General features: G+C 70.4%; 22 protein-coding genes. 15 read left to right on the top strand and 7 right to left on the bottom strand.

The window, feature by feature from the left end:
- Positions 1-87 precede the first annotated feature (87 nt).
- The 4 genes from MYK68_RS03115 to MYK68_RS03130 all read left to right on the top strand — a co-directional run bounded on the left by MYK68_RS03115 (position 88) and on the right by MYK68_RS03130 (position 2,887).
- Positions 88-1,137, top strand: a complete 1,050-nt coding sequence (locus MYK68_RS03115; protein WP_247866269.1) for an alpha/beta hydrolase — start codon at positions 88-90, stop codon at positions 1,135-1,137.
- Positions 1,138-1,163: 26 nt separating this feature from the next.
- Entirely contained in the window at positions 1,164-1,652 is a 489-nt protein-coding gene (locus MYK68_RS03120) for a hypothetical protein (protein WP_247866270.1), read from the top strand.
- A gap of 39 nt (positions 1,653-1,691) precedes the next feature.
- Positions 1,692-2,597, top strand: a complete 906-nt coding sequence (locus MYK68_RS03125; RefSeq protein WP_247866271.1) for an SGNH/GDSL hydrolase family protein — start codon at positions 1,692-1,694, stop codon at positions 2,595-2,597.
- 122 nt (positions 2,598-2,719) lie between these two features.
- Complete coding sequence (locus MYK68_RS03130; RefSeq protein ID WP_247866272.1) at positions 2,720-2,887, top strand: hypothetical protein; 168 nt, start codon at positions 2,720-2,722, stop codon at positions 2,885-2,887.
- A 106-nt stretch (positions 2,888-2,993) separates the two neighbouring features.
- Here the strand turns inward: MYK68_RS03130 and MYK68_RS03135 are convergent, their stop codons facing one another.
- Entirely contained in the window at positions 2,994-4,385 is a 1,392-nt protein-coding gene (locus MYK68_RS03135; RefSeq protein ID WP_247866273.1) for an acyltransferase, read from the bottom strand.
- Between the two features lie 46 nt (positions 4,386-4,431).
- Positions 4,432-5,088, bottom strand: a complete 657-nt coding sequence (gene kstR, locus MYK68_RS03140) for a cholesterol catabolism transcriptional regulator KstR (protein ID WP_247866274.1) — start codon at positions 5,086-5,088, stop codon at positions 4,432-4,434.
- 99 nt (positions 5,089-5,187) lie between these two features.
- On the opposite strand from kstR, the gene MYK68_RS03145 reads away from it, so the two are divergent.
- From MYK68_RS03145 to MYK68_RS03175, 7 genes are all read left to right on the top strand, one after another.
- Entirely contained in the window at positions 5,188-7,353 is a 2,166-nt protein-coding gene (locus MYK68_RS03145; protein WP_247866275.1) for an acyl-CoA dehydrogenase family protein, read from the top strand.
- Positions 7,354-7,431: 78 nt separating this feature from the next.
- A complete protein-coding gene (locus MYK68_RS03150; RefSeq protein ID WP_247866276.1) occupies positions 7,432-8,493 on the top strand; it encodes an acyl-CoA dehydrogenase family protein in 1,062 nt (353 codons plus the stop codon).
- On the top strand, positions 8,478-9,644 hold the full coding sequence (locus MYK68_RS03155; protein WP_247866277.1) for an acyl-CoA dehydrogenase family protein: 1,167 nt from the start codon (positions 8,478-8,480) through the stop codon (positions 9,642-9,644). The genes MYK68_RS03150 and MYK68_RS03155 overlap by 16 nt, the downstream gene beginning before the upstream one ends.
- Entirely contained in the window at positions 9,641-10,738 is a 1,098-nt protein-coding gene (locus tag MYK68_RS03160) for a bifunctional MaoC family dehydratase N-terminal/OB-fold nucleic acid binding domain-containing protein (protein WP_247866278.1), read from the top strand. The genes MYK68_RS03155 and MYK68_RS03160 overlap by 4 nt, the downstream gene beginning before the upstream one ends.
- A complete protein-coding gene (locus tag MYK68_RS03165; protein ID WP_247866279.1) occupies positions 10,735-11,178 on the top strand; it encodes a MaoC family dehydratase in 444 nt (147 codons plus the stop codon). The genes MYK68_RS03160 and MYK68_RS03165 overlap by 4 nt, the downstream gene beginning before the upstream one ends.
- Entirely contained in the window at positions 11,175-12,353 is a 1,179-nt protein-coding gene (locus MYK68_RS03170; protein ID WP_247866280.1) for a lipid-transfer protein, read from the top strand. The genes MYK68_RS03165 and MYK68_RS03170 overlap by 4 nt, the downstream gene beginning before the upstream one ends.
- A 29-nt stretch (positions 12,354-12,382) precedes the next feature.
- The gene (locus MYK68_RS03175; protein ID WP_247866281.1) at positions 12,383-14,002 is read left to right on the top strand and encodes an AMP-binding protein; all 1,620 of its coding nucleotides are present in this window, start codon (positions 12,383-12,385) and stop codon (positions 14,000-14,002) included.
- A 387-nt stretch (positions 14,003-14,389) separates the two neighbouring features.
- Here MYK68_RS03175 and MYK68_RS03180 read toward each other — a convergent pair whose 3' ends face one another.
- Both MYK68_RS03180 and MYK68_RS03185 read right to left on the bottom strand, forming a co-directional pair.
- Positions 14,390-15,994, bottom strand: a complete 1,605-nt coding sequence (locus MYK68_RS03180) for an HNH endonuclease signature motif containing protein (RefSeq protein ID WP_247866282.1) — start codon at positions 15,992-15,994, stop codon at positions 14,390-14,392.
- A 516-nt stretch (positions 15,995-16,510) separates the two neighbouring features.
- Positions 16,511-16,969: a hypothetical protein gene (locus MYK68_RS03185; RefSeq protein WP_247866283.1), complete on the bottom strand. Its 459-nt coding sequence runs from the start codon at positions 16,967-16,969 to the stop codon at positions 16,511-16,513.
- A gap of 184 nt (positions 16,970-17,153) precedes the next feature.
- On the opposite strand from MYK68_RS03185, the gene MYK68_RS03190 reads away from it, so the two are divergent.
- The 3 genes from MYK68_RS03190 to MYK68_RS03200 are packed head-to-tail and all read left to right on the top strand — an operon-like array spanning position 17,154 to position 20,798.
- Positions 17,154-17,795 (top strand): response regulator, encoded by a 642-nt coding sequence (locus tag MYK68_RS03190; protein WP_247866284.1) that lies wholly within the window; start codon positions 17,154-17,156, stop codon positions 17,793-17,795.
- Positions 17,792-19,012, top strand: a complete 1,221-nt coding sequence (locus MYK68_RS03195; protein ID WP_247866285.1) for a sensor histidine kinase — start codon at positions 17,792-17,794, stop codon at positions 19,010-19,012. The genes MYK68_RS03190 and MYK68_RS03195 overlap by 4 nt, the downstream gene beginning before the upstream one ends.
- Positions 19,013-19,070: 58 nt before the next feature.
- Positions 19,071-20,798, top strand: coding sequence for a SulP family inorganic anion transporter (locus MYK68_RS03200; RefSeq protein ID WP_247866286.1), 1,728 nt, complete (start codon positions 19,071-19,073; stop codon positions 20,796-20,798).
- 13 nt (positions 20,799-20,811) lie between these two features.
- Here MYK68_RS03200 and MYK68_RS03205 read toward each other — a convergent pair whose 3' ends face one another.
- The gene (locus MYK68_RS03205; RefSeq protein WP_247866287.1) at positions 20,812-21,735 is read right to left on the bottom strand and encodes a LysR family transcriptional regulator; all 924 of its coding nucleotides are present in this window, start codon (positions 21,733-21,735) and stop codon (positions 20,812-20,814) included.
- Between the two features lie 144 nt (positions 21,736-21,879).
- On the opposite strand from MYK68_RS03205, the gene MYK68_RS03210 reads away from it, so the two are divergent.
- Positions 21,880-22,935, top strand: coding sequence for an FUSC family protein (locus tag MYK68_RS03210; protein ID WP_247867910.1), 1,056 nt, complete (start codon positions 21,880-21,882; stop codon positions 22,933-22,935).
- Positions 22,936-22,950: 15 nt separating this feature from the next.
- Here MYK68_RS03210 and MYK68_RS03215 read toward each other — a convergent pair whose 3' ends face one another.
- Together MYK68_RS03215 and MYK68_RS03220 are read right to left on the bottom strand one after the other, a co-directional pair.
- Positions 22,951-23,577, bottom strand: a complete 627-nt coding sequence (locus MYK68_RS03215; protein WP_247866288.1) for a DUF2461 domain-containing protein — start codon at positions 23,575-23,577, stop codon at positions 22,951-22,953.
- A 41-nt stretch (positions 23,578-23,618) separates the two neighbouring features.
- Entirely contained in the window at positions 23,619-24,164 is a 546-nt protein-coding gene (locus MYK68_RS03220) for a hypothetical protein (protein WP_247866289.1), read from the bottom strand.
- Position 24,165: the final 1 nt, after the last annotated feature.

Raw genomic sequence — 24,165 nt, forward strand, 5'->3', positions numbered from 1 at the left:
CCAGTGCGAGGCCCCGACAGCATGTCTGTCGGGGCCTCGCTCCTGTTACGCTTGTGATTGTTGTTACTAGTGTGACAGGAGTCTTCTATGCGCGCGGCAACCCGAACGGCGTTGGCGATAGCGGCGGCGGCGATGCTCGCGGCCCCGGGTGTCGCGTCGGCGGATCCGCAGCCCGCGCCGTCCCCGGCCGCCCCGGCTCCGAGCGTCCCGCCGCAGGATTCCGCGGCGTCGTCGCACATCGTCGCGGTGAGCCCGGCCGGCCCGCAGCAGGAGACGATCGTCGTCTACTCGGCGGCGATGGACCGGAACATCCCGCTGACCGTCCTGCGACCGCGCGACGTATCGAAGCCGGCGCCGATCCTGTATCTGCTGAACGGTGCCGGCGGCGGCGAGGACGACGCGACCTGGCAGGTCAAGACCGACTACGTCAAATTCTTCGCCGACAAGCACGTCAACGTGGTGACCCCGATCGGCGGCGCGTTCAGCTACTACACCGACTGGGTCAAGGACGATCCGGTGCTCGGCCGTAACAAGTGGCAGACCTTCCTGACCAAGGAGTTGCCGCCGCTGCTCGACAAGCAGCTGGGCAGCACCGGGACCAACGCGATCGCCGGCATCTCGATGGCGGGCACCTCGGTGCTGAACCTCGCGATCGCCGCGCCGAAGCTGTACCGCGCGGCGGCGTCGTACAGCGGCTGCGGCCGGACCAGCGACGGGCTGGGGCAGGCGTACATCAGGACGGTCGTCGAGGATCGCGGGCGCGGCGACGTCACCAACATGTGGGGCCCGCTCGACGGCCCCGGCTGGAAGGCCAACGACCCGTACCTGAACGCGGCGAAGCTCCGCGGCACCAAGGTGTATCTGGCCAGCGGAACCGGTCTGCCCGGCGAGTTCGACACCCTCGGTGCGCGGCTCATCAACGGCGACGCGGCGGTGCTGGCCGATCAGCTCGTGACCGGCGGCGCCATCGAGGCGAGCGTGCACAGCTGCACGGTGCAGATGGCGGACGCGCTGGCGCGCGCCAAGGTCGACGACACGGTGATCCTCCGGCCGACGGGCACGCACTCGTGGCAGTACTGGGAGCAGGATCTGTACACCACGTGGCCGTCCATCGAGCGGGACCTGAATCGGCGCTGACGCGCGTTTGTCCTATTCTGTACACCATGTCTGAACGCCGATTCGCTGCCGCCGTGACCGTGCTCGCGGGTGCGGGAATGGTGGTCTTCACCTTCTTGCCGTGGCTGCGGTTCCTGCCGCCGTCGACCTCCCCGGGCCTGGCGCAGGTGGTCGAGAGCGGCTGGGGTCTGCGCGACAGCGGTGTCGATCTCTCGGTGTGGACGATCGTGCTCGGCGGAGTGCTGGTCGTGAGCGGGCTCGCCCTGTTCTTCGGTGTGATGGAGCAGCCGTTCGCCGGGATCAGCGCGGCCGCGGCGGTGATCGCGCTGGCCGGCGTCTGCTTCTTCCTGTCCAACCCGAGGATCGCCTTCGATCCGGCGCCGGACTTCCCGTATCCGCACGCCTTCGAGATGGCGGCCTGGGGGCTCTGGTGCATCTTCGGCTTCGCGCTGCTGGGCGTCATCGCGACGCTGACCGCGGTCGTCGCGTCGCGGCGTGTGGACCTGCCCACAGCGGCGGAGCACGCCAGCGTCTGAAACGGTGATTCTCAGGTTGAGTGTGGAAAACTAGATCCCATGCGTGCAATCCCCTCGGGCCGCCTGGCGGCCGCCCTGATCGCTGCTCTGGCAGTGGTCGCGGTGGTGATCGCCGGGGTGATGCTGGCCGAATCCAATTCCGGGTCCGCCGAGGCCGGTCCGGTGGTGCCGAAGGCCAAGCACGTCAAGGCCAAGTACGTCGCGCTCGGCAGTTCGTTCGCCGCCGGCCCCGGTGAAGGGCACCCGGTCGGGCGCTGCGGGCAGACCTCCGACAACTACCCGCGGCAGGTGGCGCGCGCACTGAACATGAAGCTGGTCGACGCGACCTGCTCGGGCGCGGTGACCGAGGACATTCTTCGGCCGTCGCCCAAACATCACGATCGGGCCCCGCAGATCGACGCGGTGACCCCGGACACCTCGCTGGTGACGGTCACCGTCGGCGGGAACGACGTCGGCTACATCGGGCGGATCGCGAACATGGTGTGCGCCAACCTCGCGGTCGGCCTGTACCTCCCGCCGCTCGGCAAGTACTGCAACTCGATCAACTGGCCGTCGGCCTTCCCGATGCCCGACCGGTACCAGTCGGTGGAGCGGTCGCTGATCGATGTGGTGCGCGCGGTTCACACCCGCGCCCCCGAGGCCCGCGTGGTGCTGGTCGACTACCTGCCGGTGGTCTCGGTGAACGAGGGCTGGTGCGACCGGCTGCCGATGGAGCCGTGGCAGGTGGCCGAGACCGCTGACGTCGGCACCCGGCTGGCCGACGCGACCGCCCGGGCCGCGCAGGCCTCCGGCGCCCAGGTGGTCCGCACCGAGGCCGACGGGGCCAAGCACACGATCTGCTCCGCGGACCCGTGGGTCCGCGGCTACGGCCAGCCCATGCCGTTCCACCCGAACGCCGCGGGCAAGCGGGCGATGGCCGACGAAGTGATCCGCGCCCTGCGCTGAACGCGCTGGTGTTCTTCCCTCCCGCTGGCGGACTTGGACGCCGCTGGTCAGGTATGGCCAGCTGAGTCCAGATTCGGCGGGACGACGAGCTGCTGCGGCCCGGCGAGTCGGCCGAGACGACGATGGCCGCCGAAAAGCGCCGGGAACTGGCGCTGCGGCGCCTGGGCCTGACGGTGGTGCGCTGGAACTGGGGCATGCTCGAACGGGGCGAGGTGGTGTCGCTGCTGATCGGCTGGCTCGACGCGCTCGGCCTCCGCGGCGCGTCGCCCCGCCCGGTCGCGGCCGGATGACGCGGGCGTTCCTCCATCCGGCTGGCGGACCTGGACCGTGCTGGTCAGGTATCGCCCGCGCCGTCCCGTTCCGGCGGGACGGTGGAGAGACGCCAGCGTGGTCGGGTCAGGCGGCGTCGACCATGCCCGAGGTGCGCTGCTTGTAGAGCACCGCGGAAGCGCCGATCAGCAGCAGGATGCCGGTCCCGGCGAGGTAGGTGCCGATGCCGTAACCGAGGGTCTGCTGAATCACGACGCCGATGATGATCGACGCGCAGGCCACGACCAGCTGCTTGCCCGGATTCTGCTTGCGCCAGTCGAGCCGGTTGCGGCCGGTGGTGATGAGGCTGATCGGGCTCAGACGCAGCACCTCGACGAGGAAGAGCGTCAGGGCACAGACCACCAGGTACATCGGCACGATCATCCAGCCGATCCCCACCTTGGCGCTCAGGAACTGCGGGGTGACCGCGAAGATCGCCACCACGTGGGCCAGGTAGATCGCGAACGAACGGTCGGCGGCCTTGGCCATCAGGCTGTCGGCGGTGGAACCGGGACGACGGCGCGTCTGCCAGATCACGCCGCCGGTCCACAGGAGCACGATGATGCCGATGAAGGCGAAGGCGTTGTGCACCATGAACACGTTGGTGGCGCGGAAGACGTCCTCGGCGGTCAGCTTCCCGCCGAGGCCCATCACCTGATCGGCGTAGTAGGCCAGGGTCGCGGCGATGGTGATCAGCGCGATCACCGAGAGCGGCCAGCGCCAGCGCTTCATGAAGGCGCTGAACGCCTCGAAGTGGAAGGCCGCGAGACAGCCGGCCAGGACGAAGAACTGGTACGGCAGCAAGGTGATGCCGAGGTAACGCCACAGCAGGCCCAGGGGGCCGTGGGTGAAGATGTCCAGCGCCGGCCGGACCATGTGGTACAGCAGCCAGAGGTGGAAGATGCCCGAGACGGCGAGCAGATAGCGGTGGTAGCCGTTGGTGCGGCGGAGCACCCAGAGCACGGCCGGGAAGACCACGTAGATCTGCATGCTCACCGACAGGAAGTACAGGTGGTAGGCGGCGTGCCCAGTGATCAGGTCGTAGGCGATCGACTTGCCCGCGGTAAGCGCCGCGTGCGGGCCGTCGAACGCGGCCCACACGTCGCCCCAGCCGCCGCGGCGCCAGCGGTTGTACACCCAGTAGAAGAGCGACCACGTGACGAAGGGGAGCCCGATCAGCTTGAACCGCCGCCGCCAGAACGTCGGCGCGTGCAGCTCACGGTGCCGGTACTGGTAGGTCAGGACGAAGCCGGTGAGGGCGAAGAAGCAGTAGCGCGTGTAGCGCAGCAGCAGGCCGACGCCCTGGGCGATGAGCTCGGTGTAGGGCGCGATCGCGAGAATGACGTGATCGAGAACGACGCCGGCGAAGGTGACCAGCCGGACGAAGTCGATCTGATAGAGGTGTTTGTCCTTCTTGCGCGGCTTGTCCTGCGGGGTCGCGGCCGGTGCCTCGGGCCGCGTGTCAGCAGACGAATCCATGTGGCAACACGTTACCGGTGGAGGCCCCAGAACCCGTATTCGTGCGTCAGTGATCGAGCAGCAGACGCACCGTCTGAGCCATGCGATTGGTCACATCGGTCGCCGAGGCGCGGCGGGTGAGCCACTGCACGAGGTTTGACATCCACACGTCCGAGATCACCCGGGCGATCGCGAGTTCGTTCTCGGTCGGCTCCACGGTGGGATCGGCGGGGTCGAGCATCGCGCCGGCCAGCAGCCGGTCGATGGTGGTCGCCACCCGGTCCACCTCGCCGGCGGCCGATGCGTCGGCGAACATGAAGGCGCGGGTCATGGCCTCGGTGAGCAGCGGGTCGCGCTGCATGGCGTAGGTGATCATGTCGAGGACGTTGCCGAGTCGCTCGATCGGGGTGTCGCCGGGCAGCTGGGTACGGTCCACCCGGCCCTCGACGCGTTCCAGTTCGCGCGCCAGTGCGGTGACCAGCAGGTGCACCTTGGACGGGAAGTAGCGGTACAGGGTGCCGACGGCCACCTCGGCCTTGTCGGCGACGGTGCGCATCTGCACGGCGTCGTAGCCGCCCTTGGAGGCCAGTGCGAGTGTCGCGTCCAGGATGCGGCGGCGTCGTTCGCGCTGGGCGGCGGAGCCGACCTCGGCACCCGACGTCGGCGTTCCGGCCGGCGGAGCCGGGGCGGTGGTGTCGGCGTTGCTGGGTCCGGAAGCGGCCATGGGTAGCGTCCTTTGCTTTCCTCGGGTATTCGTTGTAACCCTAACCTGATTAGAACAGGTTCTAATTGCCGGGAACAAGCGTAAACGCGAAGGAGAGCCGTGATGATCGCCACCTCGGCCGAGCAGACGGCCGTGACCCAGGCGTTGGCGGCGTGGGCGCAATCGCGCGGCACCGCCGCGGCGGTGCGGTCCGATCTCGACACCGGCGAGGCATCGTGGCGCGCGTGGTGGACCGAGATCGGCGACCTCGGCGTGTTCGGGGCGGCGGTCCCCGACGAGTGCGGGGGAGCGGGCGGCGGCCTCGGTGACGTCGCGGTGATGCTCGAGGCGTGCGGGGCCGCGCTGGTGCCGGGACCCCTGGCGCCGACCGTCGCCGCGGCCTTCGTCGCCGCCCGGCAGGGCTCCCCGATCGCCGCGGAACTGATCGCCGGGACCCGGCCGGTCGTGGTCCCGGCGACGGCGGTCGCGGCGGGCCTGCCGCTGCGGGTGACGGGTGGCGGCGTGGACCTCGGGCCGGTGCCGGGCTGGACCGGCGACGCGCTGATCGCCGCACCGCTGGACTTCGGGGACGACCGGCCGCGCTGGTGGCTGATCGACGCGCCGGCGACGTCCGTGGCGGTCACCGAGATGCCGGGGCCGCTCGACGGCACCGCCGTGCCACGGCGCATCCGGATCGACGGCGTCGACGACGCGCGGCTGACCGAACTGGCGGACGGTGAACTGTTCTTCGCGGTGCTGACTCTCGGGGTCGTCGCCTATCAGGCGGGCGTCGCACGACATGTGCTGGATACGGCGGTCGACTACGCCAAGGTCCGCACTCAGTTCGGTGCGCCGATCGGCTCGTTCCAGGCGGTGAAGCACCTCGCGGCCGACATGCTGTGCCGCAGCGAGCAGCTCGGTGCCGCGGCGTGGGATCTCGCGGCCGCACTCGACGACCTGGTGCGCCCGGGCGCCGACGCGGCCCGGCGGGAACAGGTCCGGTTCAGCCGGCTGGCCGCCGCGGTCCTGACCGCCGACCTGGCCCCGGCGACCGCGAAAGACGCGATCCAGATCCTCGGCGGCATCGGTTTCACCTTCGAGCACGACGCTCACCTGTCGCTGCGCTCGGCCCTGGCCGCGCGGATGCTGCTCGGACAGGGGTCGGTGCAGCGCGCCGAGCTGGCCGCTCTCGCCCGGGACGGCCTCCGCCGGGAGTTCACGCTCGATCTGGCGGCGGCGGAGGCGCGACGGCTGGAGATCGCGGCGACGGCCGAGACGATCGCCGCCGCGCCCGAGGATCGCCGGCGCGTGGAACTCGCGCGCACCGGGTTCCTGGTGCCGCACTGGCGGCCGCCGTACGGGCTGGGTGCCGATCCCGCGCTGCAACTGCTGATCGACGCCGAACTGGATCGTGTCGGGGTGACCCGGCCCGATCTGGTGATCGCGGGCTGGGCGCTGCCGACGATCCTGGAACACGGCACCGACGAGCAGCGTGAGCGCTTCGTCGGACCGACGCTGGCCGGTGAGATCCGGTGGTGTCAGCTGTTCTCCGAGCCCGAGGCCGGTTCGGACCTGGCGTCGCTGCGCACCCGCGCCGAGCGGGTCGACGGCGGCTGGCTGCTGTCCGGCCAGAAGGTGTGGACCTCGGAAGCGCATTTCTCCCAGTGGGCGGTGTGCCTGGCGCGTACTGATCACGACGTCGCGAAGCACAAGGGCATCAGCTACTTCCTGGTCGATATGAGCAGTCCGGGCATCGAGATCCGGCCGCTGCGCGAATTGACCGGCCGGGCGATGTTCAACGAGGTCTTCCTGGACGGGGTGTTCGTGCCCGACGCGCTGGTGGTCGGCGCGCCCGGCGAGGGCTGGCGGCTGGCGCGCACGACGCTCGCCAATGAGCGCGTGGCGATGGGCGGGGCCGGTCTCGGCAAGGAGGTCGACGCGTTGCTGCGGCAGATCGACGGGTGCGAGCTGCCGCCGGACGTGCTGGGCGAGTTGGGGCGGATCGTCGCCGATGCGCACATCGGGCGGGCGCTCGATGCCCGCGCCGTGGTGCAACGACTCTCCGGGACCGATCCGGGGGCGATCTCCAGCGTCCGGAAGCTGATCGGTGTGGTCCATCGCCAGTCGGTGCCGGAATTCGCCACCGACCTGCTCGGGGTCGACGCCCTCGCCGCCACCCGGGCCACCGAGTTGCTGCTCCTCAACCGCTGTCTGTCGATCGCGGGCGGCACCACGCAGATCCTCAAGAACGCCGCGGCCGAGCGGATCCTCGGGCTGCCACGATGACGGGCCGCCTTGAAGTAGAACGTGTTCTAAGATAGAACGTGTTCTAACTTCTTCGCGGCGAGCACTTGGGAGGATCGGGTGGACTTCACCCTCGATGAGGCGGGAGCGGCGGTCGCCGAGGCGGCCGACGAGGTGGTGAACAGGCTGAGTCCGGACTGGACGGCTGCCTTCGACGCCGACGGCTTCGACCGGGCCGCCTGGGCGGCGCTGACCGGCGCCGGGCTCACCGTGCTGGGCCTGCCCGTGACCGCCGGTGGCGACGGGCTCGCTCTCGATGCGCTGGCGCCGCTCGCGGTGCGGGCCGGCCGCGGGGCCGTCGTCACCCCGTTGATCGCCACGCTCACCGGCACCGCCGCGCTGGCGCACGACGACGAGGCCGCGCGTCGCTGGGCGCCGGTCGTGACCGGCGGCGGCTGGTTCGCGGTGGCACTCGGTGAGCGCAACCCGGCTCCCGGTGCGCCGTCGCGCCTCGCGCTCGACGCCGCCGGACGGCTGTCCGGGACCGCGGTGGGCGTCCAATTCGCCGAGGGCGCCGGTGCGCTGCTGGTCCAGATCGCCGGCGGCGCCGCCGTCGTCGATCCGTCCGCGCCAGGCGTGCTCCTGACGCGCACGCCGTCGTCCACCGGGGCCGCGGAGTTCGCGGTCACCTTCGACGGTGCGCAGCCGGCCGCCGTGCTCGACGGTGCGCCGCTCGGCGACGTGTATCGCGCGCTGTGCGCGGCCTACGCCGACGGACTGCTGGCCGGGGCGATGGAGCGCACCGCCGCGCACGTGAGCGAGCGGCAGCAGTTCGGGAAGCCGATCGCGGCGTTCCAGGCGGTCGGGCAGCAACTCGCCGACGTCTACGTCGTCTCGCGGACACTGCACCTGATCGCCACCTCGGCGGCCTGGCGGCTGGCCGCCGGGCGCAATGCCGACGAGGATCTGGCCACCGCGTCGTACTGGCTGGCCGCCGAACTGCCCGCGGCGCTGCGCACCATGACGCACCTGCACGGCGGGATCGGCGTCGACCGCAGCTACCCGCTGCACCGGTACTTCTCGCTGGCCAAGGACCTGGCACGACTCGCAGGCGGCCCGACGGCCGCACTCGATGCGCTCGCTGACGTCACCGTGAAGGAGGCGGCGTGTTCCCCGAACTGACCCCGGAACAGCGGCACCTGCGCGCCGAACTGCGGGACTACTTCGCCGGCCTCATCTCGCCGGAGGACGAGGCCGAACTGCGGACGCAGCGGCACGGTGCCGCCTACCGCGGCATCGTCAAGCAACTCGGCGCGGACGGCCGTCTCGGCGTCGGCTGGCCGGAGGCGTACGGCGGCAAGGGATTCGGCGAGATCGAGCAGCAGATATTCACCGACGAAGCGGTGCGCGCGGATGTCCCGCTGCCGTCGGTGACCCTGCAGACGGTGGGTCCGACGCTGCAACGGTTCGGGACACCCGAGCAGAAGGAACGTTTTCTGTCCGGCATCCTGGCCGGTGACGTGCACTTCGCGATCGGCTACACCGAGCCGGCGGCCGGCACCGATCTGGCCTCGCTCACCACCCGCGCCGTGCTCGACGCCGACCGCGGCGAGTACGTGGTGAACGGCCAGAAGGTCTTCACCACCGGTGGGCACGACGCGGACTTCATCTGGCTCGCGGTCCGGACCGATCCCGACGCCCCGAAGCACCGGGGTATCTCGATCCTGATCGTCGACACCACCGATCCGGGGTTCTCCTGGACCCCGATCATCACCGCCGACGGCGCCCACCACGTCAACGCCACCTACTACCAGGACGTGCGGGTACCGGTCGCGATGCGGGTCGGCGCGGAGGGCGACGGCTGGAAGCTCATCACCACCCAGCTCAACCACGAGCGCGTGATGCTCGGTCCGGCCGGTCGTATCGGTGGCCTCGCCGACCGTCTGCGGGCCTGGGCCACCGGCGCCACCTACGACGGACGGCCGGTGATCTGCCAGCAGGAGGTGCGCCGGACGGTCGCCCGGATCGGCGCCTACCAGCGACTCAACGAACTGCTCAACTGGCAGGTCGCGAGCTCGGGGGAGATCTCGATGGCCGACGCCGCGGCCACCAAGGTGTTCGCCACCGAGCGGCTGCAAGCGATCTACCGAATGATCGACGACGTCCTCGCCGGTTACGGCGACCTGACCGATCCGGCCACCGCCGCGTTCGCCGAATGGCTTGACATCCAGGCGAAACGGAACGTGGTGATCACCTTCGGCGGCGGCGTCAACGAGGTGATGCGCGACATGATCGCGACGGCCGGGCTCGGGTTGCCGAGGAGCAAGCGATGACCGGCTTCGACGGTGCTCGGCCGGCGGGGTTCGACGGTGCTCAGCCGGCGGAGATCGAAGCCGCCGCCCGCGAGATCATGACGGCCGGGCCGAGCGCGCCGATCGGCGGCCGCGATCCGATCAACCGGCCGATGATCCACAACTGGGTCGAAGCGATGGGCGACGCCAATCCGGTCTACGTCGACGACGACGCGGCCCGCGCCGCCGGGCATCCCGGCGTCGTCGCCCCGCCCGCCATGGCGCAGGTGTGGACCATGCGCGGTCTGCACGGCGTGCGCGCCGACGACGATCCGCTCGGCCGCGCGACGGAACTGTTCGACGCGGCCGGCTACACGTCGGTGGTGGCCACCAACTGCGACACCGTCTACCACCGCTACATGCGACCCGGCGAGGAGGTGACGCTCTCCGCGGAGCTCATCGACGTCGCCGGCCCCAAGCAGACCGCGCTCGGCGAGGGCTGGTTCTTCACCACCCGCAACACCTGGCGGGTCGGCGACGAGACGGTGGCCGAGATGAACTTCCGCATCCTCAAATTCCGGCCCGCCGCGCGGCCTACGCCGGTCGAGCCCCTCGACTCCGCTCAGGAACAACCCTTCGACTCCGCTCAGGAACCACCCTTCGACTCCGCTCAGGAACCACCTCGTCGAGACCTTGCGCCGGAACAGCTTCGGGACCGCACCGACCTGGACCCGTCGGCGATGATCCGCCCCACCGTCTCCCGCGACACCGCCTTCTTCTGGGACGGCGTCGCCGCCCACGAGCTGCGCATCCAGCGGCAGGGCGACGGCACCCTCCGCCATCCACCGATCCCGGCCACCTGGAAGCCCCGCGGCGACGACGGCGAGTTCCCGCCCACCGACTACGCGGTGGCCTCCGGGCGGGGGACCGTGTACAGCTTCGTCGTACATCACGCGCCGAAGGTGCCCGGCAGGTCGCTGCCGTTCGTGGTCGCGCTGGTGGAACTCGAGGAAGGGGTGCGGATGCTCGGCGAACTGCGCGGCGTGGATCCCGCCGATGTCCAGATCGGCATGGACGTCGAGGTGGAATTCCTCGACTTCGACGACTGGACCCTCTACGCCTGGCGGGCACGATGATCCGCGTCGGCGACACCCTGCCGCCCCTGACGATCGAGGCGACCCCGACCTTCGTGGTCGCGACGGCGCTGGCCACCCGCGACTTCCAGGACGTCCATCACGACCGGGACCTCGCGCAGGCGAAGGGCTCCCAGGACATCTTCGTCAACATCCTCACCGACACCGGGCTGGTGGAGCGGTTCGTCACCGACTGGGCCGGTCCCCGCGCCCGCATCGCGTCGATCACGCTGAAACTCGGCGTGCCCTGGTACGCGCACGACACGCTCACCTTCACCGGTGAGGTGGTCACCCTTCGACAAGCTCAGGGGGCGGGCGGGGAGGCTCAGGGGGCGGGTGCGGAGGCGGAGTGCGGAGACACCGTCGAGGTCGCGGTGACCGGCACCAACCCGCTCGGCAAGCATGTGATCTCCACGGTCACCTTCACCCTGGAGGAACAGTGACCCGCAACCTGTCCGGGCAGGCCGCCATCGCCGGGATCGGCGCCACCGACTTCTCCAAGAAGTCCGGGCGCAGTGAACTCCGGCTGGCCGCCGAGGCCGTCGAGGCGGCACTGTCCGACGCCGGCCTGACCGCCGCGGAGGTGGACGGCCTGGTGACCTTCACCATGGACACCAACATGGAGGTGGCCGTCGCGCGGGCCGTCGGCATCGGCGAACTGACCTATTTCTCCCGCATCCACTACGGCGGCGGTGCGGCGTGTTCGACGGTGCAGCAGGCGGCGATGGCCGTCGCGACCGGAGTGTGCGACGTCGTCGTCGCCTACCGGGCCTTCAACGAGCGGTCAGGGAACCGGTTCGGCCAGGTCAACGCGGCCGTCGCGAACCAGGAGAACTCGTCGGGCACCGACAACGCGTTCTCCTATCCGCACGGTCTGTCGACCCCGGCGGCGTTCGTGGCGATGGTCGCGCGGCGCTACATGCACGAGTACGGGGCCACGAGCGAGGACTTCGGGCGCATCGCCGTCGTCGACCGCAAGCACGCCGCGGTGAATCCGAAGGCCTTCTTCTACGGCAAGCCGATCACCTTGGCGGACCATCAGGCCAGTCGGTACATCGCCGAGCCGCTGCACCTGCTGGACTGCTGCCAGGAGTCCGACGGCGGCGTCGCGATCGTCGTCGTCTCGCCGGAACGGGCCGCCGACCTGCGGCAACGTCCGGTCTCGATCGCGGCGGCGGCCTCGGGCAGTGGACGCGATCAGTTCATCATGACCAGCTACTACCGCGACGAACTCGCCGGGCTGGCGGAGATGGGCCTGGTCGGGCGTCAGCTGTGGGCCCAGGCCGGACTCGCACCCGACGACGTCGACGTCGCCGTCCTGTACGACCACTTCACCCCGTACACGCTGATGCAGCTCGAGGAACTCGGCTTCTGCGGCCGCGGGGAGGCGAAGGACTTCGTCGCCGAGCCGGGTGCGCTCGAGGTCGGCGGCCGGCTCCCGCTGAACACCCACGGGGGACAACTCGGCGAGGCCTACATCCACGGCATGAACGGCATCGCCGAGGCCGTCCGCCAGCTGCGCGGCGACTCGGTGAACCAGGTCGACGGAGCACGCTCCGCCCTGGTCACCGCCGGCACCGGCGTCCCCACCTCCGGCCTCATCCTGACCACCGACTGACCGATCCAGCCCTCGCAAGGAGAACCACGATGAAGTTCAACCTCGCTTCCGTCTTCGAGACCGTCGCCGATGCGGTGCCGGACCGGGTGATGCTGACCTACGAGGGGACGGGCTACACCTACGCCGAGATGGACCCGCGAATCAACCAGGTCGCGCACCTGCTGGCCGGTAATGGGATCGGCCGCGACGACAAGGTGGCGCTGTACCTGAAGAACAGCGTCGAGCACGTCCTCGCACTGCTCGGCATGCTGAAGATCGGGGCGGTGCCGGTCAACGTCAACTATCGCTACACCGCGCCCGAGCTGGAGTACATCTTCACCAACTCCGACGCGGCGGCCGTCTTCGTCGAGCTGCCCGAGCACCAGGACATGCTGGCCGGACTGCTGCCGAGCCTGCCCGACCTGCGGGTCGTCGTCGTGATCGGGGAGGCGACCGACGCGCTGCGCTCGGCCGTCGACGCCGACGAGTCGGTCACGCTGGTGGACTTCGGCGACGTCGCCGAGCAGTCGACCGAGCGCGACTTCCCGCAGCGCAACGGTGAGGAGCTGTACCTGATCTACACCGGCGGCACCACCGGCTACCCGAAGGGCGTGGTCTGGCAGCACGACGACTTCTTCCGCAAGCCGATCTCCGGCGGCAACCCGTACGGTCCGGCGCGGGAGAGCTACGAGGAACTGGGCCGCGAGGTGGCGAACTTCCCGTCGCTGGCGTTCCTGATCGCGGCGCCGCTGATGCACGGCGCCGCGTCGTACTCGCTGTTCACCTTCCTGAGCCTGGGCGGGCGGCTGATCCTGGAACGCGACTTCGATCCGGAGTCCATCGTGGCGAACATCCCGCGCGACCAGACGCAGATGATCCTGATCGTCGGCGACGCGATGGGTATGCCGCTGGTCGAGGAGATGGAGAAGCGGGCAGGCGACGTCGACTACTCGTCGCTGTTCATGATCGCCTCCGGCGGTGCCATCTGGAGCAAGAGCGTGCGCGACCGGTTCGCCGCGGTGAAGCCGGAACTCGTGCTGCGCGACAACTTCGGCGCGTCCGAGTCCGGGAACGACGGCGAGATCATGATCGACGAGAACGGCAACCTCAAGGTGCCGCCGACCGACCGGATGATGGTGGTCGACGAGCACTTCGAGCGGATCACCACGCCGAACGAGGTCGGCTACATCGCGCGGGTCGGCAACATTCCGCTCGGCTACTACAAGGACCCGGAGAAGACGGCCCGCACGTTCCCGACGATGGCCGACGGCACCCGGATCTCCGTGCTCGGCGACATGGGCTATCTCGACGACGAGGCCAACATCGTGTTCCTCGGCCGCGGTAGCCAGTGCATCAACACCGGTGGCGAGAAGGTCTACGCCGAGGAGGTGGAGGCCGCGCTGCACGGGCATCCGGCGGTGGCCGACGCTCTCGTCGTCCCGGCCCCCGACCCGAAGTACGGGCAGCGCGTCGCGGCCGTCGTGCAGGTGGCCGAGGGTGCAGCCGAACCGACCCTGGCGGAGTTGCAGGAGTTCTGCCGGACGTCGCTGGCCGGATACAAGGTGCCGCGCACGGTCGTGTTCGTGGAGGAGGTGCGCCGCACCCCGGCGGGCAAGGCGGACTACCGGTGGGCCAAGGCCGCCGCCGAGACGGCCCCGGTTTCGGTGTAGCTCCGTTTTCGCGGCGGAATCGGAGTTGTCCACCGGAATCGGTTCGCCACGCCCCAACCGCCCGTTGAGCCGATCGAGCCGCAAGGCGAGATCGAGTCGAAACGCACCCCCGACCGCGGAAAGTCGTTCCGACTCGGTCGGGGTCCCCGGGGGCCCGACCGGCTCAACGATCTATTCGAGACGGCGTTCGACAGGCGGCCGGGGTCTCGAGATGCGCCTCGGCGCCGTCGACGAGACGACTCGCGCCTTAGATGAGTGATTCCCGGTGTCGGTGATGGACGTGGCGGCGTTCGCGGGTAGTGGCAGTGCTCGGGGGACCGCTGCTGGTGTGCCGGGTCGCTACCGGTAATCGTGTACGCCCTGGCGGCCTGGCCACCGTGGTGGTGGTCAGGCGGCCAGGTGCTGTTCTAGGAGGCGTTCGACGCCGGAGCCGGTGGTGTCCGCGCGTGCGGGTGCGACGGGCATGTCGGGGCGAGGAGCCTCGACGCCAAGCCCTCCGGCCCGCTCGCTGGTCTCGCCGAGCCGGTGGTTCACGGTCGGTGGTGGGGAGCGGTCTTCGGCCGGGAGGTCTGGGCCGGTGCGGAGTTTGTCGGGGTGGAACAGGGGGTTGATGATCCACGGCCCGGCGCGTCCGGCGGGCCGCCAGCCGACGCGGCCTTTGTCGGGGCCGTCGGTGAGGACGGTCGATTCCCAGGTTCCGGGTTGTTTGCCGTTCCACCGGTTGTGTGTCCCGCAGGCCCCGCCGAGGTGATCGGCGTCGGTGGGACCGCCGTCCTGCCAGTCGGGCATGTGGTGCATCTCGCACTGGGTGAACGGGCGGGTACAGCCCGGCGCGGTACAGCCCCGGTCGCGGGCGAACACCGCCAAGCGTTGCGCGCGCGACGCGAGGCGGTGGGCGCGGCCGAGGTAGAGGGGCTGCCCGGTGGCCTTCGAAAAGACCGCGAGGTAGGGGACGGCGTCGGCGGCGATCGTCACCAGATCCGACACCGGGATGCGGGTGCCGGTGGTGGTCCAGGCGATCCCGGCGTGCCGGGCGAGGTCCTCATCGGTGACGGTGACCACGATCTGATTGCGCAGACTGTCGGGCTTGGCGAAGGAGAACTGGGCGTTGGCCCACGCCAACAGTGCCAGCAACGCGTCATGCTGGCGGCGCCCCAACAACCGGGTATCACGCTCGGCAGCGGCGGCCAGAACGGCCGGGTCCAGGCCGGGCTGATCGGCCGCACCGTGCGGGGAGTCGGGATCGTTCGGGTTGTTCATGCCGGGAGCGGCCCACTGGACGAACACGACCTCGAACTCCGCCCGCAACTGCGGCGTCATCCGGGCCTGCACCGCCGACATCAACTGCCGGTCCTGCGCCGACAGCCGGAACTTCGCTTGCCGCTGCCGGTCTTTGTCGTCGGCGAGGGTGCCGTCGGGATCGAGGTGGGCCAGGATCCGGTTCCCGACCATCGTCACTCCGGACGGATTGAGCCGCCGGGCGGCGTCGGCGAGCATGGCCTCAGCCTTCACCCTCTCATCCGGGTCGACCGAGGTGGGGATTTTGTCCATCACTTCTTCGATCACCCACACGTGCGTCTCACCGATCGCCCCGTCGGCCACCGCGGCCGCGGTCACCGGGAACTTCGGATCCAGACGCTGGCCGGTCATCGCCGTGAACCGGCCGATCGAGGCCGCCACCACCCGGCGCCTCCGGGACTCGCCCTCCCCGATACGCAGGCCCTGCGTCAGCAACTGGTGCATGGTGTTGTATCCGGCGCGCCGGCAGGCGCCGCGGTCGGAGATCTCCACGAACACGGCTGCGTCGACCCCGACACCTTTCCGGCGGGCCTGCTCCCGCGACTCCAACAGATCCAGCAACCCATCCTCGGACAGCGCAGCCAGCGGCGCGTCCGCGAGAGATTCTTCGGCGGCATCGATCACCGCGACCAACTCGGCGGGAGACAGGCCGGTCACACGACCGCGGGCGTCGAACACGTCATCGTCACTCATCACGGACCCCCTTTGCCGGCCGACGGTAGATGGTTCTTCCCCTACCCCCAGAATACGCACACCAAGATGTGAATACAACAGCTGGATAGAACTTACTTTCGAGTAGATTGCTTGCGGCCGTCCTGCTTGCCTGGCCCGGCCGGGCGTCCCGATCATCGTCGCCAAGGGGGCAACGGCAGAGCCATCGACGCCGAGCCGGCCGAGGCTGGCTCACCCGGCTCAGACCGACCCGTAAGCGTGAGAAAACAGCGTCCCGATCACCGGGAAGCGCTCATCAAGTACGGTCCGCGACTTCCGAACAGCTCAGCCGGTGGCCGCGTCGCCTACTCGACGGCGCCGACCGTCTCGATGACATTCTCGACTGAGCAGGCTCCGGCCGAATTGTCTCGGATCGGCGCACTCCGGTCAGTGGGCCGGTGCGGCCGCCGCCCGAGCACCGCGCACGACAGACCGGGTCCGGGGGCGCGGTGCCCCCGGACCGGGTCCTCTCCGCGGTCTCCGTCGATCACGAACGGCTCACCAGAGGTCGTAGCCGACGTTGGTGTGCGGGTAGCCGCTGCTGAGGTTCGCGTTGATGAAGTAGTGGCCGCCGGTGGTGCCGGTGGCATTGGTGTTGGCGCCGGCCGGGGTGTTGACGAGTTGGTAGATCGCGTGCGGTCCGGCGGTGCCGATCCGGTAGTCGACGGTCACGGCCTGGGCGTGCGGGGCGGCGGCGGTGACGATCTCGCTGGCCCCGGGCGCCAGCGTGCGGCGGGGCGCGTTGATCCAGTGGCCGCTGCCCGGGTTGGCGCCGGCGAGGTACTCGGTGCGATCGGTGTGGTTGGTCAGCGTCATCGCGACGGTGGACTGGCCGGCCGGCAAGGTACCGGCGTGGGCGGCTCCGGCCGCAGCACCGGTGGCGACGGCGGCGAGGGCGCCGAATCCGGCGATCACGGCGGCGGTGCGGGTCTTGATGGTGGTGTTCCGGGTGGTCATGGTGTGTCTCCCTGTCTGGTGACCGGTGCCCTTGTGGGGTGGTGGCCGTCGTTGTTTCTGACACCTATGACTCTGCCGGGCGTAGGGGCTTCGCGGAGTCCCCCGACGGGTGGATCGCCCGGTTGATCGCGCCCTCCCCCGATCGGGGGAGGGCGGGGTGGCCCGGCGAGTAGGGTGACCGGGCATGGCGCCCAGGTCGATCTCCGTCGTCGTGGTCGACGACCATCCGTTCTTCCGGGACGGAGTCTCCCGTGCTCTGACGAGCAGCGGCCGGATGACGGTGGTCGGGGAGGCCGCCGATGCGCGCATCGGCCTGGCCCTGATCGTTGAACTGCGGCCCGAGGTCGCCGTCGTGGACTATCAGATGCCCGGGATGACGGGCGTCGACCTGGTGCACGCGGTGGTGCGCGACGGGCTGCCCACCAAGGTGCTGCTGCTGTCGGCGGTCACCGATTCGGCGGTGGTCTTCGAGGCACTGCGCGAGGGCGCGTCGGGGTACCTGTCCAAGGAAGCCGACCGCGACGCCATCGTCGGTGCCGTCGAACGGGTGGCGCGCGGTGAGACGGTGCTGCCGCCCGAGCTGGCGGGCGGGCTCGTCGCGCAGATCCGGCAGCAGGCCGGCCCCGAGGCGCCGGCGCTGAGCGAACGGGAACGGCAGGTGCTCGACGGCTTCGCCCGGGGACTGTCGATCCCGCAGATCGCCGGCGAGCTCTACATCGGCGCGTCGACGGTCAAGACGCACGCCGCGAACCTGTACCAGAAGCTGGGTGTCTCCGACCGGGCGGCGGCCGTCGCCGAGGGCATGCGGCGGCGCCTGATCGAATGAGCGCGTCACCGGAGATCGATCGGATTCACGCCGATCACGCCCTGCTGGGCATGCGCGTGCAGGTGGTCTTGCGGCTGTTCCTCGCGGTGTTCCTGGTGCTCGCCGTCCTCCTCGACCCGCCGGCGAGCTGGGTGGCGCTGATCTGGACCGTCGTCGGCTGCTACCTCGCCTGGGCGGTGGCGACCGTCATCCCGGCCCGGCACCCGGGGCCGCGGACCTTGCACTGGGCCTGGTCGGCGCTGTTCGTCGACCTCGCCGCGGTCACCGCGGTCGCGGTGCTGGCCGCCTACTCAGACACCATCAGCTGGACGTCCGACGTGCTGCTGACCGGCTTCGCGCTGATCCCGATGGCAGCGGCCACCCAGCTGCGGCCGGTGATCTGCGCGGCCGTCGCGATCCCGGCGACCATGGTGTTCTTCGGGGCGAGCGTCGCCGCCCGCCCGGCGAACGGCGAGCCGTGGTCACTGGTCCTGCTGCACACCCTGGTGATCGGCGGACTCGCCGTCGGGGCGATCGGCATCTCCCGGCTGCAGCGGTCCCGCGTCGAGACGATCGCCGGGCTGGCCGCCGACCGTGCACGACTGCTCGACGACGTCCTCAGCGTCGACCGGCGCGCCCGCCGCGACCTGGCCGAGGCCCTGCACGACGGCGTGCTGCAGTATGTCCTCGCCGCGCGCGGCGAACTCGGTGCCGTCCGGCGTGGGGACTCCGCGGCGGCCGACCGCGTCGACGAGGCGCTGCGGGAGTCGTCCGGGTTGCTGCGCTCGACGCTGACCTCGCTGCATCCGGCGGTGCTGGAACAGCACGGACTCGCGGTGGCGCTCGGGGATCTGGCGACGTCGACCGCGGCGCCGGGCCTGGCCGTGATCGTCGACACCGCCGCCTGGCCGCCGGGGCCGTCGCCGATCGACGAGGTGCTGTACGCGACCGCCCGGGAACTGCTGACCAACGTCGTCAAGCACGCCCGGGCGCGGCGAGTGGAGATGACTCTCGAAGTCGACGACGACGGCGGTGCGCGGCTGGTCGTCGTCGACGACGGTGTCGGGATGCCCGCGGAACAGGTGCGGCCGGAGCGGCTCGCGGCCCGGCTCGCCGAGGGGCATCTGGGGCTGTCGTCGCGCCGGGTACGACTCGCCGCCGTCGGCGGCACGCTGAGTTTCGCCGAGCGCACCGGCGGCGGGACCGTCGCGATCGCCGCGGTGCCGTTGCCGGACTGACCGTCGTGCCCGGCCCGATCGGGCCGCGCCGGTCGCCGGGGTGCGGGATGATCGCTCCATGAATCGCGGGGGAACGCGGAGTGTCCGGTACCTGACGCGTGGGCTGCCGGCGCTGGCGACCGTCCGGGCCTACCGGTTCGGCTGGCTGCGCGGTGACCTGGTCGCGGGCGTCGCGGTCGCCGCGCTGATGATCCCCGCCGGGCTCGGTTACGCAGAGGTCTCCGGGCTGCCGCCGGTCACCGGTCTGTACGCGACCATCATCCCGATCCTGGTGTACGCGGTGATCGGACCGTCGCGCATCCTGGTCCTCGGCCCCGACTCGGCGCTGGCGCCGATCATCGCGGCCGCGATCGTGCCGCTCGCCGTCGCCGGCTCGCCGCGGCGCGTCGAACTGGCCGGGGTGCTGGCGATCGAGGTCGGCATCATCCTGGTGCTGGCCGGGCTGTTCCGGCTCGGTTTCCTCACCACGCTGCTCGCCAAACCGATCCGCATCGGCTACCTCAACGGGATCGCGCTGGTGGTGGTGCTGGGCCAGGTGCCCAAGCTGCTGGGCTTCTCCGGGGACGGGGCGTCGATCGTCGAGGTGATCGTCGAGGACTGGAAGGGGATCGTGGGCGGCGAGGTGCAGCCGAAGGCGGCGGCGATCGGGGTGGTCGCCCTGGCGGTGATCCTGCTGCTCAAATGGTGGCGCCGGGCGATTCCCGGTGTCCTGATCGCGGTGGTCGGCGCCATGATCTTCCTGGCCGCGGCGGCGTGGCAGCACGACGTGCCGGTGGTCGGGGCGATGCCGCCGGGGCTGCCGACCCCGGAGTTGCCGTCGCGCATCTGGCACGACTGGGTGGAGCTGATGGTTCCGGCCGCCGGTATCGCTCTGATCGCGTTCGCCGACACCAGCGTGCTGTCGCGGACCTTCGCCGCGCGGGCCGGATACACCGTGAACGGCAACCAGGAGGTCGGGGCCGTCGGTCTCGCGAACGTCGCGGCCGGCTTCTTCGGCGGGTTCCCGGCGATCGGCTCCAGCTCGCGGACCGCGGTCGCCGAATCGTCCGGGGCGCGGAGTCAGCTGTCGTCGGTCACCGGGGCGCTGCTGGTGCTGCTCGCGCTGCTGCTGGTCCCGGGCATCACCCGGTATCTGCCGTCGTCGGCGCTGGCCGCGGTGGTGATCACCGCCGCGCTCGCGCTGGTCGACGTGAGCGCGGTGATCGAACTGTTCCGGATCGACCGGGTCGAGGGCCTGATCAGTGTCGTCGCGTTCGGTGGTGTCGCGGTGCTCGGCGTGCTGCAGGGCATCCTGGTGGCGATCGGCCTGGCCGTCCTCGCGTTCGTCTACTCGGTGTCGAGACCGTACCGGACCGAGCTGGGCGACGTCCCCGGCCTGCGCGGCTATCACGACCTCGCCAGCTACCCGAACGCGCGCCGCGTCCCGGCGACCCTCATCCTGCGGTTCGACGCCCCGCTGTTCTTCGCGAACGGCGCGATGTTCGACGATTGGGTGCGCGGCGAGGTGAAGGCGGCGCGGTCGGCGGGCCGCGAGATCGCGACCGTCGTGCTGGCCTGCGAGCCGATCACCGACATCGATTCCTCCGCGATCGACGAGCTGGTGGAACTCGACGACTACCTCTCCAAACACGGCATCGACCTGGTCTTCGCCGAGATGAAGGATCCGGTGCGCCGTCAGCTGGAGCGGTATCGGCTCAAGGTGAACGGCGAACCGCGCTTCGGGCCCGGCCACTTCGCTCCGACGGTCGGCTCGATGGTCGACGAGATCCTCGACGAGGACGACTGATCCGCGGGACCGCTCAGCCGGTCCAGGCCGCGTTCCGGGCCTCGTACTCGAAGGCGGCGGTGAGCACCGACGTCGGTTCGGTGTCGGCCCGGACCAGGGCGACCCGGGCGCCGAGCGGTGCGGCGTCGTCCAGGGCGCTCGGCAGGGCGACGGTGCGCAGTCGGGCCGGCGAGGGCAGCGCGCTGAGCCAGGCGTGCGGCACGATCGACGCCCATCGGCCGGTCTCGGTCAGGGCGATCAGGGTCGCCACCGAGTCGGTCTCGACCCGCGGCCGCAGCCGGGTGCCGTGCGCCGCGGCGGCCTCGTCGACCAGATCGCGCCCGCGCATACCGGGTCGCAGCAGGCACAGCGGCAGTCCGGCGACGCCGGACCACGTCGGGCCGGCCGGGTCGTCGTCGAGCGGGGCGTCGTCGAGCAGGCCGGCGGTGCCGACGAGGACGTGTCGTTCCCGGTAGAGCGTGGTGAGCACCAGCCCGGCGGTGTCGACTCCGTCCGGATAGAGGAGCCCGGCGTCGAGCTCGAAGCGCCGGACCCGTTCGGCGATCTCCCCGGATCGCAGTCCGGCGTCGAGGCGGATCCGGGCGCGCGGATGAGCGGCGCAGAAGGTGTCGACCAATGCGGCCACCGTGGTCGCCGCGCCCGGGATCACGCCGAGCCGGAGGTCGCCGCTCACCCCGGTCCGAAAGGCCGCCGCCTCCAGGTTCATCGCATCGCGGTCGGCCAGGATACGCCGCGCCCAGGTGACGAGCTGTTCGCCCTCGGTGGCGAGGCCCTCGAAGTTCTGGCCGCGGCGCACCAGCGGGACACCGAGTTCGCGTTCCAGTTTGCGGATCGCCTCCGACAGCGCGGGCTGTGACACGTCGCAGGCCGCCGCCGCGCGTGCGAAATGGCGCTCGGCGGCGAGGGCGACGAAGTACTCGAGCTGGCGGAACAGCATTCGACGGTTGTAGCACGGCGCCGAACCGGGCGTCTACCGGCGGCGATAGGCGCCGCCGATCGGCTGCACGGTGCTCGATGTTGGACGTACTGCCGCCGGGTGCCCGACCATGGAGAGCGACGAAAGGACTCCTGCGTGACGACGATGCGCGTGAGCGTGCCCGACGCCTACCGGCCCGGCCGCGAGGATCACACGCATGCCCTGCGGGTGGCCGCGTCGCTGGCGATCCCGGGCGTGGTGCTGCTCGCGATCGGCCGTCCCGAACTGCTCGTGTACGCGGTCTTCGGATCGTTCGCCGGCATGTACGGGCGGACCGATCGCGGGCGGACGCGGACGCTCGCCCAGCTGCGCGGTGGTGCGCTGCTGTGCGCCGGCATGGTCATCGGCGTCACGCTGTCGCAGGCGCACGCCGCCGGATGGATCCTGGTGATCGTCGAGACGACCTTCGCCGGGGCCGCGTCGCTGCTGGCCGACCGGTGGCGCCTGCGCCCGGCCGGGCCGTTCTTCGCGATCTTCGCGCTCGGCGCGACGGCTCTGGTGCCCGCGTCGACCGTACGGCCGGAGATCGCGATCGCGCTCGGCGCCGGGACCGCGCTGCTGGCCGCGGCGATCGGCCGGATCGGCCGCCGGACGGACACCTCGCCGGTCTCCGGGCACCCGGCGCCCGCCGTCGGCCGGGAACAGGTCCAAGCGGCCCGGGTGCACGCGCTGCGCTATCTGCTGGCGGTGGGCGGCGCCGGCTCGATCGGCCTGCTGTTCGGATTCGCGCACGCCAACTGGGCGATGGCCGCCGCCGCGGTGCCGCTGGCGGCCATCGAGAGTGGCAGCGTGTCGTCGACGGAGCTGCGGATGGTGCTGCGCCGGGCCGGGCACCGAATCGCCGGGACGCTGGTCGGGCTCGCCGTCACCGCGGCGCTGGTGCCGCTGCACCTGGGGAGCACCGGGCTCGTCGCGCTGATCCTGCTGCTGATCTTCCCGACGGAACTGTTCATGACCAGGCATTACGCTCTGGCTATCGGTTTCTTCACGCCGCTGATCATGCTGCTGAGCGAACTCGAGACACCGGCTGACCCGGCCCGGATGATCGTCGAACGCACCCTGGACACGCTGCTGGGCGTCGCCGTCGGCGTCACGGTGGCCGTCGTCGTGCGGGGTCCGCGTCGTGCGCCGACCGTGCACGTCGTCGACATCGCCCGCTGACCCGCCGGCGCGGCGCTATCCGTGCCGGGTGACCCAGTCGATCAGCGGGGTCACCTGACGCCAGTCGGCACGGACCCGGGCGACCAGGCCCGGCGTGTGGATCACCTCGTCGAAGCCGTAGTCGCGCATCGCGGTCAGCGAGCGATGGCGCAGCAGCTCGATGCGGGGATGATCCTTGGGCCAGCCGCGCGGGGCGGTCTTGAGGCGATCGCCGCCGATGGTCCAGCCGGCGCGTTCGAGTCTTCCGAGGATCTTCGCCAGTTCGGCGCCGTGGCGGTCGTGATCGATGGCGGCCCGGAGTGCGGCGAGTCGTTCAGCGCTCGCCTCGTAGAAGCCGCCGCCGACGCGGAAGCCGGGTGCCCCGAGGTGTGCGTAGTAGCCGGTCGCCGGAGCGGTCGCGATGAAGGCGCCCTGGTGCGTCTTGTACGGGGTCTTGTCCTTCGAGAAACGCACGTCACGGTGGGGGCGAAAGATCTTCGCGGCGCCGAACTCGTCGGCCAGTTCGGCCATCAGATCCGTCATCGGCGCGCGCACGGCCGTGGCGTACGTGTCCTTGTGCGCCTCCCAGAAGACCTTCGAGTTGTCGATCTCGAGATCGTCGTAGAAGTCGAGGGCGGCCTCGGGGAAACCGTCGAACGTCATGCGTCGAGCGTACGACGACCACCCACGCCGTCGACCATGCCTTAGTTCAGGAAGGCCTTTCGGTACGCCTCGGCTTCGGAAGGCTTCAGCTTGCCGGTGACGCGTAGGAGCAGGTTTCCCTTGACGGTCGAGTACTCGGAACCGAGCATCGGCGAGGCCTTGAGGATGTCGTCGATGTACTTCTTCCGCTTCTCGGCGTCGGACTTGGAAGCCCATTGCTCGATCATCGCTCCGCACGAGGTAGCCGGCTTCTCGGCGTCGTCGCACTTCGTGCGGCGATCGACCAGCACCGTCGCCGCGCTGTACCCGTTCGGCCTGCCGATCAGGTCGTTACCGTCGTTGTCCTCGGTGATCTCGACGATATGGGTGACCGACGGTACGTCTGCCTTGATCCGTTCCGCCGCCTGTGCTGACGATTCATCCGCCTTGGGTGCCGATGATTCGGCTGCCGCCGGTGCCGACGATTCGCCCGCCGGCGGGGCGGCGTCGTCGGTCGATGAGCATCCGGTGAGGAACAGAGTGAGCGTAGCCGTGGCTGCGATGATTGTCCGTTTCACGGCTTGCAGTATGCCTCGACGTTCTGACAAC

It is taken from the genome of Gordonia sp. PP30 (assembly GCF_023100845.1).
Lineage (GTDB): Bacteria > Actinomycetota > Actinomycetes > Mycobacteriales > Mycobacteriaceae > Gordonia.

Excerpts from the sequence above, each read along its gene's own strand:
- MYK68_RS03115 (WP_247866269.1), top strand. The coding sequence starts at position 88 with ATGCGCGCGGCAACCCGAACGGCGTTGGCGATAGCGGCGGCGGCGATG.
- MYK68_RS03120 (WP_247866270.1), top strand. The coding sequence starts at position 1,164 with ATGTCTGAACGCCGATTCGCTGCCGCCGTGACCGTGCTCGCGGGTGCG.
- MYK68_RS03125 (WP_247866271.1), top strand. The coding sequence starts at position 1,692 with ATGCGTGCAATCCCCTCGGGCCGCCTGGCGGCCGCCCTGATCGCTGCT.
- MYK68_RS03130 (WP_247866272.1), top strand. The coding sequence starts at position 2,720 with ATGGCCGCCGAAAAGCGCCGGGAACTGGCGCTGCGGCGCCTGGGCCTG.
- MYK68_RS03135 (WP_247866273.1), bottom strand. The coding sequence starts at position 4,385 with ATGGATTCGTCTGCTGACACGCGGCCCGAGGCACCGGCCGCGACCCCG.
- kstR (WP_247866274.1), bottom strand. The coding sequence starts at position 5,088 with ATGGCCGCTTCCGGACCCAGCAACGCCGACACCACCGCCCCGGCTCCG.
- MYK68_RS03160 (WP_247866278.1), top strand. The coding sequence starts at position 9,641 with ATGACCGGCTTCGACGGTGCTCGGCCGGCGGGGTTCGACGGTGCTCAG.
- MYK68_RS03165 (WP_247866279.1), top strand. The coding sequence starts at position 10,735 with ATGATCCGCGTCGGCGACACCCTGCCGCCCCTGACGATCGAGGCGACC.
- MYK68_RS03175 (WP_247866281.1), top strand. The coding sequence starts at position 12,383 with ATGAAGTTCAACCTCGCTTCCGTCTTCGAGACCGTCGCCGATGCGGTG.
- MYK68_RS03180 (WP_247866282.1), bottom strand. The coding sequence starts at position 15,994 with ATGAGTGACGATGACGTGTTCGACGCCCGCGGTCGTGTGACCGGCCTG.
- MYK68_RS03185 (WP_247866283.1), bottom strand. The coding sequence starts at position 16,969 with ATGACCACCCGGAACACCACCATCAAGACCCGCACCGCCGCCGTGATC.
- MYK68_RS03190 (WP_247866284.1), top strand. The coding sequence starts at position 17,154 with ATGGCGCCCAGGTCGATCTCCGTCGTCGTGGTCGACGACCATCCGTTC.
- MYK68_RS03195 (WP_247866285.1), top strand. The coding sequence starts at position 17,792 with ATGAGCGCGTCACCGGAGATCGATCGGATTCACGCCGATCACGCCCTG.
- MYK68_RS03200 (WP_247866286.1), top strand. The coding sequence starts at position 19,071 with ATGAATCGCGGGGGAACGCGGAGTGTCCGGTACCTGACGCGTGGGCTG.
- MYK68_RS03205 (WP_247866287.1), bottom strand. The coding sequence starts at position 21,735 with ATGCTGTTCCGCCAGCTCGAGTACTTCGTCGCCCTCGCCGCCGAGCGC.
- MYK68_RS03210 (WP_247867910.1), top strand. The coding sequence starts at position 21,880 with ATGCGCGTGAGCGTGCCCGACGCCTACCGGCCCGGCCGCGAGGATCAC.
- MYK68_RS03215 (WP_247866288.1), bottom strand. The coding sequence starts at position 23,577 with ATGACGTTCGACGGTTTCCCCGAGGCCGCCCTCGACTTCTACGACGAT.